This is a genomic window from Streptomyces sp. BK239, assembly GCF_004217285.1.
Classification (GTDB): Bacteria; Actinomycetota; Actinomycetes; order Streptomycetales; family Streptomycetaceae; genus Streptomyces.
In genome coordinates this window covers 739,785-757,501 of sequence record NZ_SHKS01000002.1, presented here as the reverse complement: position 1 = coordinate 757,501, position 17,717 = coordinate 739,785, and the positions used below count along the sequence as shown (strand labels likewise).

The window sequence follows — 17,717 nt, the reverse complement described above, 5'->3', positions numbered from 1 at the left end:
CGGCATGCGAGAGGAATCTGCACATGACTGCGAACACCGCGAACTTCACCGGCAAGGTGGCCTTCGTGACCGGAGCCGGCGCCGGCATCGGCCGAACCACCGCCGTCGCCTTCGCCCGCGCGAGTGCCTGCGTCGCCCTCGCCGACCGGTCCGAGGACGGCCTGCGGGAGACCGCACGGCTCATCGAGGAGGCGGGCGGGCAGGCTCTGGCCCTCACCTGTGACGTCACCAGCGAAGACGACGTGCGGTCCGCGCTGGACGACACCGTTCAGGCGTTCGGACGCCTGGACGTCGCCTTCAACAACGCCGGCGTCGAGCAGCCGGTCAAGCCGGCCGTGGACATCGCGAAGGACGAGTGGGACCGCGTCATCGGCGTCAGCCTGACCGGGATCTTCCTGTGCATGAAGCATCAGATCCCGCTGCTGCTCCAGCAGGGAGGTGGCGCGATCGTCAACGCCTCGTCGGGCGCCGGCGTCAAGGGTTTCAAGGGACAGGCGGCCTACGCCGCGGCCAAGCACGGCGTCATCGGCCTGACCCGTTCGACCGCCCTCGACTACGCGTCGTCCAACGTCCGGGTCAACGCCGTCTGCCCCGGCATCATCGACACCGAGATGATCCAGCGCTTCGCTGAAAGCACACCCGGAGGACGGGAGGCCCTGATCGCGGATGAGCCCATCGGGCGCCTCGGCACACCGGACGAGATCGCGGCCGCCGTGCTCTGGCTCTGCTCGGACGCCGCCTCCTTCACCACAGGCCACGCCCTGGTCGTCGACGGCGGCCAGACCGTCTGACGGGGGTTCATGGCCAGGCGTCGTGCTGCCGCAGCGCATCCGGGCAGCCCGACGTCACTCGCGCCACCCGTACCTCTGCGCTGAACGGAGACCACGACGTGAATCCCACCTACGACTTCACCGGCCGGGTCGCCCTCGTCACCGGGGCAGGCGCCGGCATGGGCCTGGCGACCGCCCGCGCGTTCGCCGAGTCCGGGGCCGCCGTCGCCCTCACCGACGTCGACGAAGCGGCCCTGAACGCGGCCGCGAAGGAATTCGCCGACGCCGGGCACCAAGTCCTCGCCCGCACCTGCGACGTCAGCGACGAGGACCAGGTCGCCGCCGCGGTCGACCGCACCGTCGAGACCTTCGGGCGCCTCGACATGGCCTACAACAACGCGGGCATCCAGATCCCGCCGAGCGACGCGGCCGACGAACCCGCCGAACGCTTCGACCGCGTCAACGGAATCAACCTCCGTGGCATCTGGGCCTGCATGAAGCACGAACTTCGGCACATGCGCGCCCAGGGCAGCGGAGCCATCGTCAACTGCTCCTCCCTCGGCGGCTTGGTCGGCCTCCCCGGCCGAGCCTCGTACCACGCCTCCAAGCACGGCGTGATCGGTCTGACGAGCAGCGCGGCAATCGAATACGCCCCGCGCGGCATCCGCATCAACGCCATCTGCCCCGGCACCATCGACACCCCCATGGTCAGCGACATGATCGCCAAGGGGGAACTCGACCGTGCCGAGGCCGAGGCCAACCAGCCCATCAACCGGCTCGGCACCGCCGAGGAGATCGCCCAGGCGGTCCTGTGGCTGTGCAGCCCCGGAGCCGGCTTCGTCGTCGGCGTCGCCCTTCCTGTGGACGGCGGCTACGTCGCCCGCTAGGGAAAGCCCACCGGCGAAAAGAGAGCGGAGAGACACCATGGAATTCATCAAGCAGCAGCCCAGCAGCAAGGCCCCGGCGGACTGGTTCACCGGCGACGTGTGGTGGGACGTCATCGTGGCCGGCCAGGCCCCGTCTCGGATGCGCGCCAACCTGGTCCGCTTCTCGCCGGGCGCCCGCACGAACTGGCACTCCCATGCCTTGGGCCAGACTCTGCACGTGGTCTCCGGCATCGCCCTGATCGGCACCCGGGACGGCACGGTCTTCGAGGCCCACCCCGGCGAGACCGTCGCCTGCCCGCCGAAGGAGGAACACTGGCACGGCGCCGCCCCCGACCGGTTCATGGAGCACATCGCCCTGTGGGAGGGCACGGGCGACGACACCCCCGAGACCGCTTGGGCCGAGCCGGTCACCGACCAGCAGTACAACGGCCTCCGCACCCGCAACCAGTAACCCCGCCCCTCGATCACTCACCCCGGGCCGACACCGGATGTCCGGTGTCCTGGGGGAGGGGCCGTGTCGGCGACCTGCTCGGAGCAGACGATCAGCCCGTCACACGCGACGACGTGGTGAGCGACGCGGACGCACCCATAAGCGGGGAGGCGACGCGGTTCTGTCCGCCTCGCCCCGCGCCCAAGTGCCCGCGATGACGTGGGCCACTCGCTCCTGACGGAGCGTAAAGGGGGAGGAAAGTCTCCCTGCCACGAGGGTTGCCGGTGGTGCAAGACTTCCCGCGAGACCAGCCCCCTGTCGAGGAGAGCGGTCACCGATGCCCGTGGTGGCGACGATCCCGCCTGCTGTCCCTCTGTCGTGCACGACGGATCCGTCCGTGATGCGAAGGCGTGCGTATGTCTGCTGAACTCCCTGAATTCGACGTTCCTCCCCCCACCGGAGCCGACGAGTCCTCCCCGGCGCCCAGTCGGCGCACGTTCATCGCCACCGGCACCGCGGTCGGCGGTGCCGTGGTCGCGGGCGGTGTGATCGGCGGGACGATCTTCGCCGACGCGCAGGAGGTGAGCGCTGCCGAGGCGCCGCCCTCCAGTCGCGTCTCCCTGACGGTCAACGGCACCCGCCGGACCGTGACGGTCGACAACCGCACCTCGCTGCTGGACCTGCTCCGTGAGCACCTCGGCCTCACAGGCTCGAAGAAGGGCTGCAACGCCGGGGCCTGCGGGGCGTGCACCGTCCTGGTCGACGGGCAGCGGCACAACGCCTGCCTGACGCTCGCGGTGCGTCTGGAAGGCGCTGAGGTCACGACGATCGAGGGCCTGGCCGAGGGCGATCAACTCCACCCACTGCAGCAGGCGTTCATCGACCAGGACGCCTTCCAGTGCGGCTACTGCACCCCCGGACAGATCGTGTCCGGCGTCGGCTGCATCCAGGAAGGTCATACCGGTTCGCCGGAGGAGATCCGCGAGTGGATGAGCGGCAACATCTGCCGCTGCGGCTGCTACGTCAAAATCGTGCGCGCGGTCGGGCAGACCGCCGACCGGAAGTGAGGGCGTGATGTATCCCTTTGCCTTCGCCAAGGCGTCCGACACCCGTGAGGCGCTCAACGCCGGCCGACGTGGCGGCCGTTACATCGCCGGCGGCACCACGCTCGTCGACCTCATGCGTGAGACCGTCGAACGCCCCGAGACCCTGGTCGACATCACCGGCCTGCCGCTGCGTGAGGTCACCGTCACCGAGCGCGGGGGCCTGCGTATCGGCGCTCTGGTGACTATGTCCGAGGCCGCCGCCCACCCCAAGGTGCGCACCCTGTACCCCGTCATCTCCGAGGCGCTGGAGCTGAGCGCGTCGGCCCAGCTGCGGAACATGGCCACCATCGGCGGCAACATCATGCAGCGCACCCGCTGCACGTACTTCCGGGACGTGACCGCCGCCTGCAACAAGCGTGAGCCCGGCTCGGGCTGCGCCGCACTGCACGGCTTCAACCGCACCCATGCGATCCTCGGGACCTCCGACGCCTGCGTGGCCACGCACCCGTCCGACGCGGCCGTGGCCTTCGCCGCCCTGGAGGCCCGAGTGCACCTGCTGGGCCCGGACGGAGCACGCCAAGTCCCCTTCGCCGACTTCCATCTGAGGCCAGGCAGCACTCCTCAACGCGAACAGGCCCTGCGTAAAGGTGAGTTGATCACTGCTGTCGAGATCCCCGCACTTCCGTGCCCGCTCAGGTCCGGCTACCTCAAGGTGCGTGACCGGCAGTCCTACGAGTTCGCCCTGACGTCGGCGGCCGTCGCGCTGCACGTACGCGGTGGGGTGATCCGCGGGGCCAAGGCCGCCGCCGGGGGAGTGGGCACCGTGCCCTGGAAACTGCCCGCCGTCGAGCAGCACCTCGTCGGTGAACGCCCCTCGGGGGCCCTCTGGTCGGCCGCTGCCGCCAAGGCGGCGGACGGCGCCCGTCCCCTTCAGCACAACCGGTTCAAGGTCGAGCTGCTCAAGCGCACTGTAGAACGTCAGCTGCGTGTCGTAGGAGGTACCAAATGAGCCCCCAGCCGCAGGCAGCCGTGGGTGCGCCGCTGTCCCGGGTGGACGGTCGGCTCAAGGTCACCGGACAGGCGCTGTACGCCGCCGAGCACAATGTCGACGGGGCCGTTCACGCCGTCATCGTCGACGCGGCCATCGGCCTCGGCCGCATCATGTCGATCAACAGCGGCGCCGCCGAAGCCCTTCCGGGCGTACTGAAGGTGATCCACCACCGCAACGCGCCGAAGCTGCCGTACCGCGACAACTCCGGCTCCAACAACCCGCCAGGACGCAGGCTGCGGGTCTTCCAGGACGACCGGGTGCTCTTCCACGGCCAGCCGGTCGCCGTCGTGGTCGCCACCACGCTGGAGGCCGCCCAGCACGGCGCGAGCCTCGTCAAGGTCGGCTACGACGCCGAACAATCCTCGACCGACCTGACCGAGGCCGAACCGGACGAGCCGACCGACTACGCGCGCGGCGACGCCGAAGCGGCCCTGCGCTCGGCGGCCGTACGGCTGGACCTGACATACCGCACGGCCCGCAACCACCACAACCCGATGGAGCCGCACGCCACCATCGCCCGCTGGAACGGCGACAGACTCACCGTGTGGGACAAGACCCAGTGGGTGGTGGGAACGCAGACCGAACTTGCTGCGGTGTTCGGCCTGGACATGGACGCGGTGCGCGTCATCTCGCCGTTCGTCGGCGGCGGTTTCGGCTCAGCGCTGCGCTGCTGGCCGCACGTGGTTGTCGCCGCGCTGGCCGCCCGTGTGACGAAGCGCCCGGTCAAGCTGGTCCTCAGCCGCAAGCAGATGTACCTCGGGACCGGTTTCCGGCCCTCGTACGAGTACCGCCTGCGCCTGGGCAGCGACCGGCGTGGCCGTCTGGCCGCCGCGGCGCACGAGCTGGACGCCGAGACGTCGTCGTACGAGACGTTCACCGAGTCCATCCTGGCGGCCGGGCAGATGCTCTACAGCATGCCCAACGTGACCCAGAGGTACCGGACGGTGCCGCTGGACCTGCCCACGCCGCTGTACATGCGCGGGCCCGGCTTCCAGACGGCCTCCTTCGTCATCGAGTCGGCCATGGACGAGCTCGCCCACAAACTCGGCGTCGATCCGATCGAGTTGCGTCGGCGCAACGAGCCGAACGAGGACGAGTCGAGTGGGTTGCCGTTCTCCACCCGCCGGCTGCGGGAGTGCTACACCGTCGGTGCCCGGGAGTTCGGCTGGCACCGCCGCAACCCCAGGCCCCGCTCGACGCGTGAGGGGGACTGGCTGATCGGCAGGGGCATGGCCGCCGGCGTCTACGACACCGCGCGCATGCCCGCCCAGGCGCGAGCCCGCTTGGACGCCGACGGCACCGCCGTGGTGGATGCCGCCGCGACTGACATGGGACCGGGCACGTACACCTCCCAGACCCAGGTCGCCGCCGACGCCCTCGGGCTGACCGTGCGCACGGTCACCTTCCGGCTCGGGGACTCCCTCTACCCGCCGACCCCACCGCACGGCGGCTCGATGACCATGGCCAGCGTCGGCTCCGCCACCCTCGACGCCTGCGACAAGGTCCGTCGCCAGGCGATCGAACTGGCCGTCGAGGACCGCGAATCACCGCTGTACGGGACACGGGCGGACGATGTCGTCGTACACAACGGCCGACTGCACGTGAAGAACGATCCCACGCGCGGGGAGACGTACCGGCGGCTGCTCGCCCGCAACGACCGCACCCACCTGGAAGCGGACGGCTCCTTCGCCCCGCCGTCGGGCCCGGAGCGGCACTCCTTCTACGGCTACAACGCGACGTTCGCCGAAGTGGCCGTCGACGCCACCCTGGGCCTGGTGCGGGTACGGCGGGTGCTCGGCGTGTACGACGCGGGCCGCATCATCAGCCCCAAGCTCGCCGACAGCCAAGCCCTCGGCGGCATGGTCGGCGGCATCGGAACGGCCCTGCTGGAGCACACGGTCACCGACCACCGCGACGGCCGGATCGTCAACGCCAACCTCGCCGACTACCTCGTCCCCGTCAACGCCGACATCCCCGACCTCAAGGCGATCTACCTGGACGGAGAGGATCGCGAGGCCGACCCGCTCGGCGTCAAGGGCCTCGGAGAGCTCGTGATGATCGGCGTGGCGCCCGCCATCGCCAACGCGGTCTTCAACGCCACCGGTCGCCGCGTCCGCGAACTGCCCATCACCGCCGAGGCATTGCTCTGATCCATGCCTTGCGGCGGGCTGCACACCGCTCGTCCGGCAGCCTGCCCCGTCCGGCTGCCGGACTTCCCAGGGCCGCCGCCTGACGTTTCCCCGCGTCGCGGCGGCGGCCCGTTCACCTTCCGATCCTGGTCCCGCCATGGAGAACTGCCATGCTGAACATCGCGGACACACTGCACCGCTGGTGCCGCGAGGCGCGCCCCTTCGCCCTGGCCACCGTCGTCGGCGTGCACGGCAGCGCCCCTCTGCCGGTCGGTACGTCGGTAGCGGTGGACGAGGACGGCAACGCCGTGGGCAGCGTCTCCGGTGGCTGCGTCGAGGGAGCGGTCTACGAGCTGTGTCGGCAGGTGCTCCGTGACCGGGGCACTCCGCAGCGGGCCCGGTTCGGCTACTCCGACGACGACGCCTTCGCCGTCGGTCTGACCTGTGGCGGCGAACTCGACGTCTTCCTCCAGCGCATCGATCCCGCAGCCCAGCCGCACGTGTCCACGGCCCTCTCCGAGATCGCTCAAGGGCGACCGGTCGCCGTGGCACAGGTCGTGGACGGCCCGGAGCGCCTCCTCGGCTCCACGCTGAGCGTGCTCGGCGGCGGCCATGCCGCATACGGGCGCGTCGACGGCGGTCCGGCGGACCGGGCTGTGGCCGACCGGGCCAGGGCCCTGCTGCGGGCGGGCCGCACCGTCCGCATCGACACCGGCGGGCAGGCAGACGAATGCCCCGAACGGCTGTCCGTCCTGGTCCACGTCCATGCGTCCCGGCCGCGCCTGCTGGTCTTCGGTGCCGTCGACTTCGCCGCAGCCCTCAGCCGGGCCGGCCGCTTCCTCGGCTACCACGTCACCGTCTGCGACGCCCGCCCCGTCTTCGCCACTCCCGCCCGCTTCCCGCACGCGGACGAAGTGGTCGTCGACTGGCCCCACCGCTACCTGGAACGCACCGGCGTGGACGAGCGCACCGCCGTATGCGTCCTCACCCACGACGCCAAGTTCGACATCCCGCTGCTTCGCCTGGCCCTCGACCTGCCCGTCGCCTACGTCGGGGCCATGGGCTCCCGACGCAGTCACGACGAGCGCCTGCGCCTCCTGCGCGAGCAGGGCGTCACGGAGGACCAGTTGACCCGGCTGCGTTCCCCCATCGGCCTCGATCTTGGAGCCTCCACACCCGAGGAGACGGCCGTCTCCATCACCGCGGAGATCATCGCCCAGTCCAACCACGGCACGGGTCGGCCACTGACCCAGATCACCGGCCCGATCCACCGGCCGTCGGAGTCTGCGGACCACCGGTAGGCCGGCCTCACGAACCGACAAGGGCTCACCGTCCCTCTGCAAGCAGCCGTCGGCCTGGAAGAACCGAGGCCCAGGCGTTCTCGACGGAGCGCAGGGGTTACGGCTTCACCGGAGGCATGCCTGCCGTGCCGACGGGTCGTGCCGGGGCAGTCGGTCGTGGCGGCCTGTTCCGTCCCGGAGAGGAGGGACGTGCTGTACCTCGTGACGCTCGCTTGCCGCTCTGGGCTCCCGCAGGCGGCACAGCGAGCGGATAAAAGTGCTCTGACCTGGCCTTTTCCGAGACCCGTTCAAGCCGACATCTTGGCGATGACGCATCACGTGGAGTGCGTGGCGATCCTGGAGCCCGCGGGCAAGGGTGCCTGACTTGCTGCTCTTCTGATTTCCCAAGGTGCGGGCGGGTCGTGCCGACATGATCGCGGGGTCGCCACCACGGCAGCCCGACCCGGGACCAGCAACGATGTCCTTGCGCGCGATGTCGCGGACCGGTCCGCTCGACCCTGTCGAGGGCGCTTGAGGCCGACCGAAGAGACCGCGGTCCACGCGTCATGTGCGGGGACCGCTTCGCCTTCCGGCTCACCTGGCCCGTAGGACGTCGAGCGCTGTGAGTGCCACGTGCAGTTCGGTGCGGTGTTCGCCGGACTCGAGATCGCAGTCGAGTATCCGCTCGATGCTGCGCAGACGTTGGTAGACGGTCTCGCGGGACAGACAGCCGGAGCGGGCTGCCAGGGTCTTGTTGCCTGCCGCGTCAAGGTAGTGGCGCAAGGTCGTCAGCAAGTCCGTCCCGTGGCGGGCGTCATGGTCGAGGAGCCGGCTGAGCCGGCGCTCGGTGAAGTCCTGGATCCGGGTGTCCTCCCGGAGCGCGAAGAGCAGGCGGCGCAGGCCGATGTCGGACGGCTTGTGGTAGGAGCGTCCCGGCGGGAGCGGCTGGCCGGGCTCGGTGGCCTCGGTGACGCGGGTCGCCTCGCGGAAGGATCGGGCGACATCGAAGAGGTTCGTCGCCTCGCTGCCTGCGCTGACGGTGGCCCCCGGCGCCAACTCGAGTACGGTGCGGCTCAGGTGCTCGACCACGGGTGGGCAGGGCCGGCCGGGGCGCAGGGGCAGCAGGATGCCGAGGCGCGTGGGGCCGAGGGCGCCGACGAGGGCCTGTGTCCCCTGCTTCCTCAGCTCTTCGCAGAGGAGTGCCTCGCATTTCGTCGCGTCGGTCTCCTGAGGGAGGTCCGCGAGCACGGCCGCGAAGCTGCAGTCCTTGGTGGACAGACCCAGTGCGGCGACCCGGGCATCGGCGTCCGTAGGAGAGTGGTGACGTCGTCCGACGAGGTCGCGCAGGAGATTGCGGTGTGCGGTGCGTTCCCAGGGCACGGGCTGGATGACGCGGGCGATGGTGAGGGCCATCGCAGCTCTCTCCAGGACCGTCACAGCCGTGGGGTCGAATGTCGAGGTGGGTGGGCGTGAGGGGGCGGGCGGCATGACCACGCGTGACGGGGCGGGCAGCATGACCACCCGGCCCCAGCTTTCGCCCTGGTACTCCACGGTTGTCACGAGCCAGCCGTCCGGTCCGGACACGGATGCGTGACCGGCGGGAGGTGTCGCTCGTGAGCGCTTTTCCCAGTCGCTGAGCGCTGCCTCGACCGTGCCTGCGGAGGGCGCGCAGATCAGTGCCTGGTGGGCCAGGTTCTCCAGTACGACGGTGTGGCCGCTCATCTCGGCGGCGGCACGTACGACCTCCTCGGGCGCGGCGCCGCGCAGGGTGAGGGCGGTGAACGCCTCGTGAATGCGCTGGGTCCGGCGCATCTCCTCGGCCTGGTTGCCGAGGATGAGAGCGTGGACGACCTGTGTGACCTCAAGGAAGTTGACGTCCTTGGCCAGGGTCACGAGGGGGAGCCCGCGGGCCTGGCAGGCATGAACCAGGGCGTCCGGCGGGCGGTGGTAACGGCGGACCAGTTCGATGACCAAGGCCGCCGCCCCGACGTCGGCGAGTTCGTTCACATAGCGGCGTACACCGGCCGGCTCCTCGGGCAGGGGCATACCGGTGGTCAGTACGAGCTCGCCGCCCTTGAGGAAAGAGGCAGGATCGGTCAGCTCGGTCATGTGAACCCATCGGACGGGGCGGTCGAGCAGGTCTGCTCCGGTGACGACCTGCGGCTGCCCGGCGGACAGGACGGGAAGGGTCAGAACGTCGGCCACGGTGAGCGGATGGCCGGCGGTGGCCGTGTCCGGGCCTGCCAGGGAGGTGTCAAGACCGTCGGTGACGGGCCTATGGGCCGTGTGGTGCTTCTCGCGCATGGGGCTCTCCCTTGGTGCTCCGTCACCTTGACAAGCCTCACTGACCTGCGCAAGAGCTCTGAAAGGGCCGCTGTGAGCAGGATGAGCGGGGCATGGTGCCCGGTGCGGCTGACACAACGTCCAGATGCCGCGGCGCGGTCGGACAGATCGGGCGTTGGCGTCGTCGAGGAACGTGGAGATGCTCGACCGGACCGGAGCCAGACCGACGACCCGCCGGGAGACGAACATGACTGCACTGTCGCCGCACCTTCGCCAGGCCACGCCCGTGGTGGCGGTACGGGGAGAGGGCGTCCACCTCTACGGTGATGACGGCCGCCGCTACCTCGACTTCACCGCCGGTATCGGCGTGACCAGCACCGGGCACTGCCACCCCGAGGTCGTGGCGGCAGCCCGGGAACAGGTGGGCACCCTCGTCCACGGCCAGTACACGACAGTCATGCACCAGCCCCTGCAGCGCCTTGTCGGCAAGCTGGGCGAGGTCCTGCCCGAGGGACTCGACAGCCTGTTCTTCACCAACTCCGGCAGCGAGGCGGTGGAGGCGGCGCTGCGGCTGGCCCGGCAGGCCACCGGTCGGCCGAACATCCTGGTCTGTCACGGTGGCTTCCACGGCCGTACGGTGGCCGCCGCCTCGATGACGACCTCCGGCACCCGCTTCCGGTCCGGCTTCTCCCCGTTGATGAGCGGTGTCGTCGTCACTCCCTTCCCTTCGGCCTTCCGCTACGGCTGGGACGAGGAGACCGCGACACGATTCGCCCTGCAGGAGCTGGACTACACACTCCAGACGATCTCCTCGCCTGCTGACACGGCCGCCGTCATCGTCGAGCCGGTGCTCGGCGAGGGCGGGTACGTGCCCGCGACCCGCGCCTTCCTGGAGGGGCTGCGGGAACGAGCCGACCGGCACGGCTTCCTGCTGGTCCTCGACGAGGTGCAGACCGGAGTGGGCCGCACCGGCCGGTTCTGGGGACACGAGCACTTCGGCGTCACACCCGACATCCTCGTCACCGCGAAGGGCCTGGCCAGCGGCTTCCCGCTGGCGGGTATCGCCGCCTCCGAGGCGCTGATGGCCAAGGCGTGGCCGGGATCGCAGGGCGGTACCTACGGCGCCAACGCCGTCGCCTGCGCCGCGGCCTGCGCCACCCTCGACATCGTCCGCGACGAGAAGCTCGTCGAGAACGCCGAGGCGATGGGCAAGCGCCTTCGCCAGGGCCTGGAGGCGGTGGCCGACCGGACCGCGGGCATCGGCGACGTACGCGGCCTCGGGCTCATGCTCGCCACCGAGTTCGTCACCGAGGACGGCGGTCCGGACCCCGAGACTGCCGCCCGCGTGCAGCGTGCCGCTGTCGACCAGGGCCTGCTCCTGCTTCTGTGCGGCGCCTGGAACCAGGTTGTGCGGATGATCCCGGCCCTGGTGATCGACGAGACGGCGGTGGACCAGGGACTCCAGGCATGGGCGGCCGCGGTGGAGGCCGGCACGTCGGGAGCGGCGCGGCGATGACGTGGTCGGGCCGGGGCGCCGTCCTTTCCAGCCGCACCGGCCTGCCGCCGAAGCACGGTCACAGCTGATTGAGGTGCTCGTCGTCCCCCATGCGGACCCGTCGCGGCCCGGGACAGAAACGGTCACTGCATCGGGGGTCCGTGCTTCGTCGAGGCTGTCCTTCACGCAACCATGGTCGGGACCATCGAGTCGTCGGCTGCTTTGTTGAGGGCAGAGGGTGCGTCATGGACATTCGGCAGCTGGAGTACTTCCTTGCGATCGTTGATCGTGGGGGGTTCAACCGTGCGGCCTCGGCTCTGTACGTGTCGCAGCCGTCGCTTTCGCAGGCCGTGCGGGCACTGGAGCGTGATCTCGGTTCCGAGTTGTTCCATCGCATCGGGCGTAGGGCAGTGCTGACGGAGGCCGGAAGGGCTCTGATCGAGCCTGCCCGGGAGGCCGTGCGGAGTCTGGAGACGGCGCGGGCGAGTGTCGCGGCGGTGCACGAGCTTCGAGAGGGGCGCCTGGACGTGGCATCCGTGCCGTCGCAGGCGGTGGAGCCGCTGACGAGTCTGGTGAGCGCCTTCAGCCACCGGTATCCGGGCGTCTCCGTGGCCATCAAAGCGGCGTTCACCGCGCGTGATGTGATCGACATGGTGCGCACGGGTGCCGTGGAACTGGGCCTGTTGGCGTCCGCCGGGCCGCTCTCCGACAAGGAGGTCGTCTCCCATGCGCTGGGGCGGCAGCGCTTCGTTCTGATGGTGCCGGCCGACGGCCCGTTCGCTGGTCGGACGGCGGTGGAGTGCCAGGAACTCGCAGGACGGCGGCTGATCGTCGGGCAGCCGGGTACCGGGATGCGCGCCTACGTCGACGCGCTGCGGGACCAGGGCATCGAGTTCACCGTCGCCGCCGAGACCGAGCACCGGGTGTCGCTCATGCCCCTGGTACTGGCCGGTGTCGGCCTCGCCGTGGTCATGGATTCCTGGCGGGACCTCGCCCGGCGGCTGGGCGCCCGCGTCCTGGACATCGAGCCGGAGACCACCTTGGACATCGCTCTCGTCAGCCGACGCGGCAGCCTGTCGCCGGCAGCCGCCGCGTTCCTCACGGCCGCCGACAGCTGATAGGCGCCGCTTATAAGGGATATCCGCTTTGCGTCTTGGACGCCCCGCGGACCGCCTTGCTGCAATTGACGGCATGACGACGAACCACCGCATTGCCCTGATCCCCGGCGACGGCATCGGCGCCGAGGTACTGCCCCCAGCACAGCGGGTGCTCGATGTTCTCGGCCGCCGCCACGGTTTCAGCCTGTCCTACACGTCGTACGACTGGTCGTGCGAGCGGTACCTGCGGGAGGGCGCGATGATGCCCGCCGACGGGATCGACCAGCTGCGCGACAAGGACGCGATCCTGCTGGGCGCCGTCGGCTACCCGGGGGTCCCGGACCATGTCTCGCTGTGGGGGTTGCTGATCCCGATACGGCGCAGCTTCCGCCAGTACGTCAACCTCCGGCCCGTCCGTGTCTTCGCGGGCATCGACAGTCCGGTGCGCGGCGCGCAGCCGGGCGAGGTCGATCTCGTCGTCGTGCGGGAGAACGTCGAGGGCGAGTACAGCGAGATCGGCGGACGGCTGAACCAGGGCACGGCCGAGGAGCTGGCCGTCCAGGAATCGGTGTTCACCCGGGCCGGGGTCACCCGTGTCGCCGACTACGCGTTCTCGCTCGCCGCCCGCCGCCGAGGGAAGCTCACCTCCGCCACCAAGTCCAACGGCATCATTCACACCATGCCGTTCTGGGACGAGCTGATCGCCGAGCGGGCCGCCGAACACCCCGGCGTCACCTGGGACCAGGAGCACATCGATGCGCTGGCGGCCAAGTTCGTCCTGGACCCCGCCCGCTTCGACGTCGTCGTCGCCTCCAACCTCTTCGGCGACATTCTCAGCGACCTCGCGGCCGCGGTCGCCGGATCGATCGGCGTCGCCCCGGCGGCCAATCTCAACCCCGAGGGTGAGTTCCCCTCGATGTTCGAGCCGGTACACGGCTCCGCGCCCGACATCGCGGGCCAGGGCATCGCCAACCCGCTGGGTGCGATCTGGTCCGCGGCCATGATGCTCGACCACCTCGGCCATGCAGCCGCGGCCAGGGACATCACGGACGCGATCGCCTCGGTGCTGGCCAAGACCGACACCCGCACCCGCGACCTGGGCGGATCCGCGACCACCGCCGAGTTCACCGACAGGCTGATCGAGCTCCTCTGAGCCGTGTTCTTCCCCGGTGGGCGGCAGGGACGACGCGCCGCCCACCGGTCGACTACCGCGCGCCCTCCGCCCTTGCTGAGCCGCCCCGGTGCACGACCGTCTCCCCGGACACCGGTCGCCGCAGGGCGACGCGGGTTGCGGTCTGCGTTCTTCTCACACGCCGGGAACAACTGCTTCTCCCGCGTCCAGAACCAGCACCGCGACGTGCAGGGACGTGCGCTCCAGACCTGATTCCAGGTCGCAGCCGAGGATCCGCTCGATGGTGTGCAGGCGCTGGTAGTACGCCTGCCGGGACATGCCGGCGCGTTTCGCCGCGACCGACTTGTTCCCGGCCGCCGCCAGATAGGCGCGCAGTGCCGGGAGCAGATCGCCGCCGTTGCGGTCGTCGTGCTCGATGAGGCGGGTCAGTTGCCGTTCCGCGTACCGCTGAAGACGGGTGTCCTCCCGCAGGACGCCCAGCAACTCCGGCAGCCGGACGTCGGCGGGGACGTAGAACCACCGCTCCGGGGAGGCCGGTGTGATGGCCTCGGCCGTCTGCTCCGCCTCCTGCCACGAGCGGGCGATCCCGCCGAGGTCGGTCACCCCGGGGCCGACGGCGACGACTGCCCGCGGTCCGAGCTCTTCCCGGGTCAGGCGGCCGATCCGCTCGGCGACCGGCTGCCAGGCGCTCGCCTGTGCCAGAGCCATGAGGACACCGATGCGGCCCGGGGCCGTCTCGCCGACCAGGGCGCGGACACCGGTGTGCGTCAGCGCCTTCGCGATCCGTTCGTCGAGGTGCTCCCCCTCGGCGCCGGTGTACGGGTGGCGGATGACCACGGCGAAGAGGCGGTGCCCGAGGGTGGGCAGTCCCAGTGCCTCGGCGCGGGCGCGGGCGTCCGCGGGGGAGCGGAAACGCCGTTCGGACAGGTCCCGCAGCACGGAGCGGTGGGCCCGGCGCTCCCACCAGGCCTGCCCCGCCAGACGCGCCATGGTCAGCGCGACCGCCGCGCGCTCCAGCACCAGGACGTGCTCCGGGTCAGGCTCGGCGCTCAGCCGGTCCTCCAGCAGGACCAGCCGCCCCCACGGGCCGTGGTGGTCCTGCACCGGCGCGATCAGCCACCCCTCCGGGCCGCTCGGCGTGATCCTCTGCGGCGTCGGGGCGGCCCGGGAACGCCGCGACCAAGCCGACACCACCGGCTCGTACGGCCGGCCGAGCAGCTCGCACATCAGGACCCGGTGGGTGAGATCCTCAAGCACCACGGGGGCTCCGGTGAGCTCCGCGGTGGTGTGCACCAGTTCCTCGGGGTCCGCGCCCCGCAGCGTCAGAGCGGTGAAGATGTCCTGGATGTCCCGTCCGCGGCGCAGGAGGGCCCCCTGGGCGTCCAGGATGAGCGCGTGCACCGTCTGCGTGACGTCGACGAACCGGACGCCCCGGGCCAGCTCGACCAGCGGCACGTCACGAGCGCGGCACGCCGCCACCAGCTCCGGGGGCACCTTCTGGTACCGGTAACCGAGCTCCACGATCAGGCCGGCCGCGCCGACGTCCGCGAGCTGGTCGACGTATCCGCGCAGCTCGGAGGCGTCCTCTGGATGCGGCACGCCGGTCGTCAGGATCAGCTCGCCGCCCTCCAGGAAGTCTGCGGGGTTGAGCAGCTCGGTGACATGCACCCAGCGCACCGGGCTGTCCAGTTGCGACTCGCCGGCCAGCACGCGCGGCATTCCTTCGGCGAGCACGGGGAGGCCCAATACCTCCCCAAGGGTGGGGAAGTGCCCGGTTGCATGGTGTCTGGGCGGCATAGTGGGTCTTTCGTCCGAGGCAATCGGGCTCACCTTCGCACCGGCCACTCATCGTGACAAGAGGCGGGCCGTCATTTCGGCAGTCCGGTCGTCCGCAGTGACAGACCGTCTCGAGAAGGCCCCGAAGCGGAACACAGTGTGGGTTGACCTGCTGGTTCCGCGGGGCGGAAAGTGAACGCCATCCCCAGCAGGATCCCGACTGCGAAGGTCCGCGCGGTATCCGCAGCGTGCTGGGGCCACTTCCACCCAGACCACACCATCGAGTGGAGCGATCTCATGCGCATTCCGAAGCGCGTCGCCGTGATCGGTGCCGGCAGCATGGGCAGCCAGGCCATGTGGCGACTGGCCGCCCGCGGAGCCGAGGTCATCGGCTACGACCGCTACGCACCGGGTCACGACCGAGGCGCGGCCGGGGGCGAGAGCCGCATCTATCGAGCCGCCCACCTTGGTGAGCCCGCGTACATTCCGCTGCTGCGGCTGGCGGACCGGATGTGGGAGCAGCTCCAGGCGGAGACCGGCCGGTCGCTGCGACGTCGCAGCGGCAGCCTGGTGATGGGGGAGGCCTCCTCACCGTCCATGCGCCTCCTCCTGTCCACCAGCGCCGCGCACGGGCTGGATCACGAGGTCCTGGACCGGGAGGAACTTGCCCGCCGCTATCCGCAGTACCGGCTCCCGGACGGACACACCGCCGTCCTCGACCGGTTGGGCGCCGTCATCAGGCCGGAGGCGTCGATCCAGGCCGCCGCCGCCCGTGCCGAGCACCTGGGCGCCCGGCTGCACCGCTACACCACGGTGCGCGAGGTCGTCCCCGCGGCGGGCGGCGGGGTACGGGTCGTCACCGACCTGGGCACGGACCACGTGGACGCCGCCGTGGTGACCGTGGGCCCCTGGATCAACACCCTGCTCCCGTACCTCCCCCGGACCGTCGACGTCCGCCGGGTGGTCTGCTCCTGGCACCTGCCCACCCGCCACGACTGGTTCGCGGGCGGTGCCCCTCCCTTCGTGCGCGCCGCACCCCACGACTGCTTCGGGATCCCGTCGCCCGACGGCATCTCCGTCAAGCTCGGTCTCTCCTTCAAATACCATGCGCCGGTGCCCGAGCCCGATCGGCTCGACCGTACCGTCCGCCCCGAAGAGCTCGGTGTCTTCCGCGAGCTCATCGGTGAACTCATGCCCGACCTGAACCCCGACCCCATCAGGACGTCGGCCTACATGGAGGGCTACACGGAGTCCGGAAACCCGATCGTCGGCCATCTCCCCGGCGAGGACGACATCGTCGTCATGGCCGGGTTCTCCGGCAGCGGTTTCAAGTTCTCGCCCGCGATGGGAGAGATCGCCGCCGACCTGGCGCTCGACGGCACCACGGAGCACCCTGTCGACTTCCTTGCTGCGGCAGGAGTCGGCGCCGCCTGATCCCCGGCGATGGTCGACGTCATCGCCCCCTGCTCCCCACTCCCGACAGCTCTGTCATGGGCATGTCCAAGAGAGTCCGCGCCGGCCCTGACCGGCCCCCGACGCAAGAAAGTGAGCACCTCCATGCCCATTCCCTCGTTCCAGTTCCGCCCGAAGTACGTCTCGTTCGACTGCTACGGCACGTTGATCGAGTGGCCGATGACCCCCATCACGCGTGAACTCGTCGGCGACCAGATCCCGGCCGAGCACTGGGACCAGTTCGTCAAGGAGTTCCGCGGCTACCGCTACGACTCGGTCCTCGACAAGTACTACCCCTATGAGCAGACGCTGCAGGCCGCCTTCGAGCGGGTCTGCCGCAAGTGGGGCATCAAGGCGGCCCCGGACGCGGGCAAGCGGCTCGCCGACGGCGTGCGCAGCTGGGGCCCGCACGCCGACGTGCCGGAACCCCTGAAGAAGATGGGCGAGAACCACAAGCTGGTGATCCTCTCCAACGCCGACGACTCCTTCCTCGCCGAGAGCGTGCCCCGGCTCGGGGCGGACTTCCACGCGGTCTTCACCGCGGAGCAGGCCGGCTACTACAAGCCCCGCTACGCCGCGTTCGAGTACATGCTCGACCAGCTCGACGCGTCCCCCGAGGACTTCGTCCACGTCTCCTCGCACACCCGCTACGACCTGATGCCGATGCACGACATGGGCTTCCGCAACCTCGTCCTGCTGGACCGCGGCTGCGACCCGGTCACCCACGGCTACGACTACGTGACCGTCAAGTCCCTGGACGAGCTCAACCAGATGCTGGGCATCTGACGCGCGGCGCGCACCCGCCCCCCTCCGATCAGCACGTCGTCCCCGCATCACGGATTCCCCGTATCCCCAGGAGGCACCGCCATGGAAACCAACCGGACAGGCC

At 70.3% G+C, this 17,717-nt stretch carries 14 protein-coding genes; 12 read left to right on the top strand and 2 right to left on the bottom strand.

Going from position 1 to position 17,717, the window contains the following annotated elements:
- The first annotated feature begins 23 nt into the window (after window positions 1-23).
- The 7 genes from EV567_RS09230 to EV567_RS09200 all read left to right on the top strand — a co-directional run bounded on the left by EV567_RS09230 (window position 24) and on the right by EV567_RS09200 (window position 7,614).
- Window positions 24-791, top strand: coding sequence for an SDR family oxidoreductase (locus EV567_RS09230; protein ID WP_130438162.1), 768 nt, complete (start codon window positions 24-26; stop codon window positions 789-791).
- Window positions 792-889: 98 nt separating this feature from the next.
- A complete protein-coding gene (locus EV567_RS09225; protein ID WP_130438161.1) occupies window positions 890-1,657 on the top strand; it encodes an SDR family NAD(P)-dependent oxidoreductase in 768 nt (255 codons plus the stop codon).
- Window positions 1,658-1,694: 37 nt separating this feature from the next.
- Window positions 1,695-2,108: a cupin domain-containing protein gene (locus tag EV567_RS09220; protein ID WP_130438160.1), complete on the top strand. Its 414-nt coding sequence runs from the start codon at window positions 1,695-1,697 to the stop codon at window positions 2,106-2,108.
- A 395-nt stretch (window positions 2,109-2,503) separates the two neighbouring features.
- Window positions 2,504-3,154, top strand: coding sequence for a (2Fe-2S)-binding protein (locus EV567_RS09215; protein ID WP_130438159.1), 651 nt, complete (start codon window positions 2,504-2,506; stop codon window positions 3,152-3,154).
- 7 nt (window positions 3,155-3,161) lie between these two features.
- Complete coding sequence (locus EV567_RS09210) at window positions 3,162-4,142, top strand: xanthine dehydrogenase family protein subunit M (protein ID WP_130438158.1); 981 nt, start codon at window positions 3,162-3,164, stop codon at window positions 4,140-4,142.
- The gene (locus EV567_RS09205) at window positions 4,139-6,334 is read left to right on the top strand and encodes a xanthine dehydrogenase family protein molybdopterin-binding subunit (protein WP_130438157.1); all 2,196 of its coding nucleotides are present in this window, start codon (window positions 4,139-4,141) and stop codon (window positions 6,332-6,334) included. Before EV567_RS09210 ends, EV567_RS09205 begins: the two co-directional genes overlap by 4 nt.
- A gap of 149 nt (window positions 6,335-6,483) precedes the next feature.
- Window positions 6,484-7,614: an XdhC/CoxI family protein gene (locus tag EV567_RS09200; RefSeq protein ID WP_130438156.1), complete on the top strand. Its 1,131-nt coding sequence runs from the start codon at window positions 6,484-6,486 to the stop codon at window positions 7,612-7,614.
- A gap of 573 nt (window positions 7,615-8,187) precedes the next feature.
- Here the strand turns inward: EV567_RS09200 and EV567_RS09195 are convergent.
- A complete protein-coding gene (locus EV567_RS09195) occupies window positions 8,188-9,897 on the bottom strand; it encodes a PucR family transcriptional regulator (RefSeq protein WP_130438155.1) in 1,710 nt (569 codons plus the stop codon).
- Between the two features lie 226 nt (window positions 9,898-10,123).
- On the opposite strand from EV567_RS09195, the gene EV567_RS09190 reads away from it, so the two are divergent.
- The 3 genes from EV567_RS09190 (at window position 10,124) to EV567_RS09180 (ending at window position 13,621) form a co-directional block, all read left to right on the top strand.
- Window positions 10,124-11,392, top strand: a complete 1,269-nt coding sequence (locus EV567_RS09190) for an aspartate aminotransferase family protein (protein ID WP_130438154.1) — start codon at window positions 10,124-10,126, stop codon at window positions 11,390-11,392.
- Window positions 11,393-11,616: 224 nt separating this feature from the next.
- Complete coding sequence (locus tag EV567_RS09185; RefSeq protein ID WP_130438153.1) at window positions 11,617-12,489, top strand: LysR family transcriptional regulator; 873 nt, start codon at window positions 11,617-11,619, stop codon at window positions 12,487-12,489.
- Window positions 12,490-12,562: 73 nt separating this feature from the next.
- Complete coding sequence (locus EV567_RS09180) at window positions 12,563-13,621, top strand: tartrate dehydrogenase (protein ID WP_130438152.1); 1,059 nt, start codon at window positions 12,563-12,565, stop codon at window positions 13,619-13,621.
- A 153-nt stretch (window positions 13,622-13,774) separates the two neighbouring features.
- Here the strand turns inward: EV567_RS09180 and EV567_RS09175 are convergent, their stop codons facing one another.
- Entirely contained in the window at window positions 13,775-15,397 is a 1,623-nt protein-coding gene (locus tag EV567_RS09175) for a PucR family transcriptional regulator (RefSeq protein ID WP_130438151.1), read from the bottom strand.
- Window positions 15,398-15,673: 276 nt separating this feature from the next.
- Here EV567_RS09175 and solA point away from each other — a divergent pair, with 276 nt between their 5' ends.
- Both solA and EV567_RS09165 read left to right on the top strand, forming a co-directional pair.
- Complete coding sequence (solA, locus tag EV567_RS09170) at window positions 15,674-16,810, top strand: N-methyl-L-tryptophan oxidase (RefSeq protein WP_130438150.1); 1,137 nt, start codon at window positions 15,674-15,676, stop codon at window positions 16,808-16,810.
- A gap of 123 nt (window positions 16,811-16,933) precedes the next feature.
- A complete protein-coding gene (locus EV567_RS09165; protein WP_130438149.1) occupies window positions 16,934-17,614 on the top strand; it encodes a haloacid dehalogenase type II in 681 nt (226 codons plus the stop codon).
- Window positions 17,615-17,717: the final 103 nt, after the last annotated feature.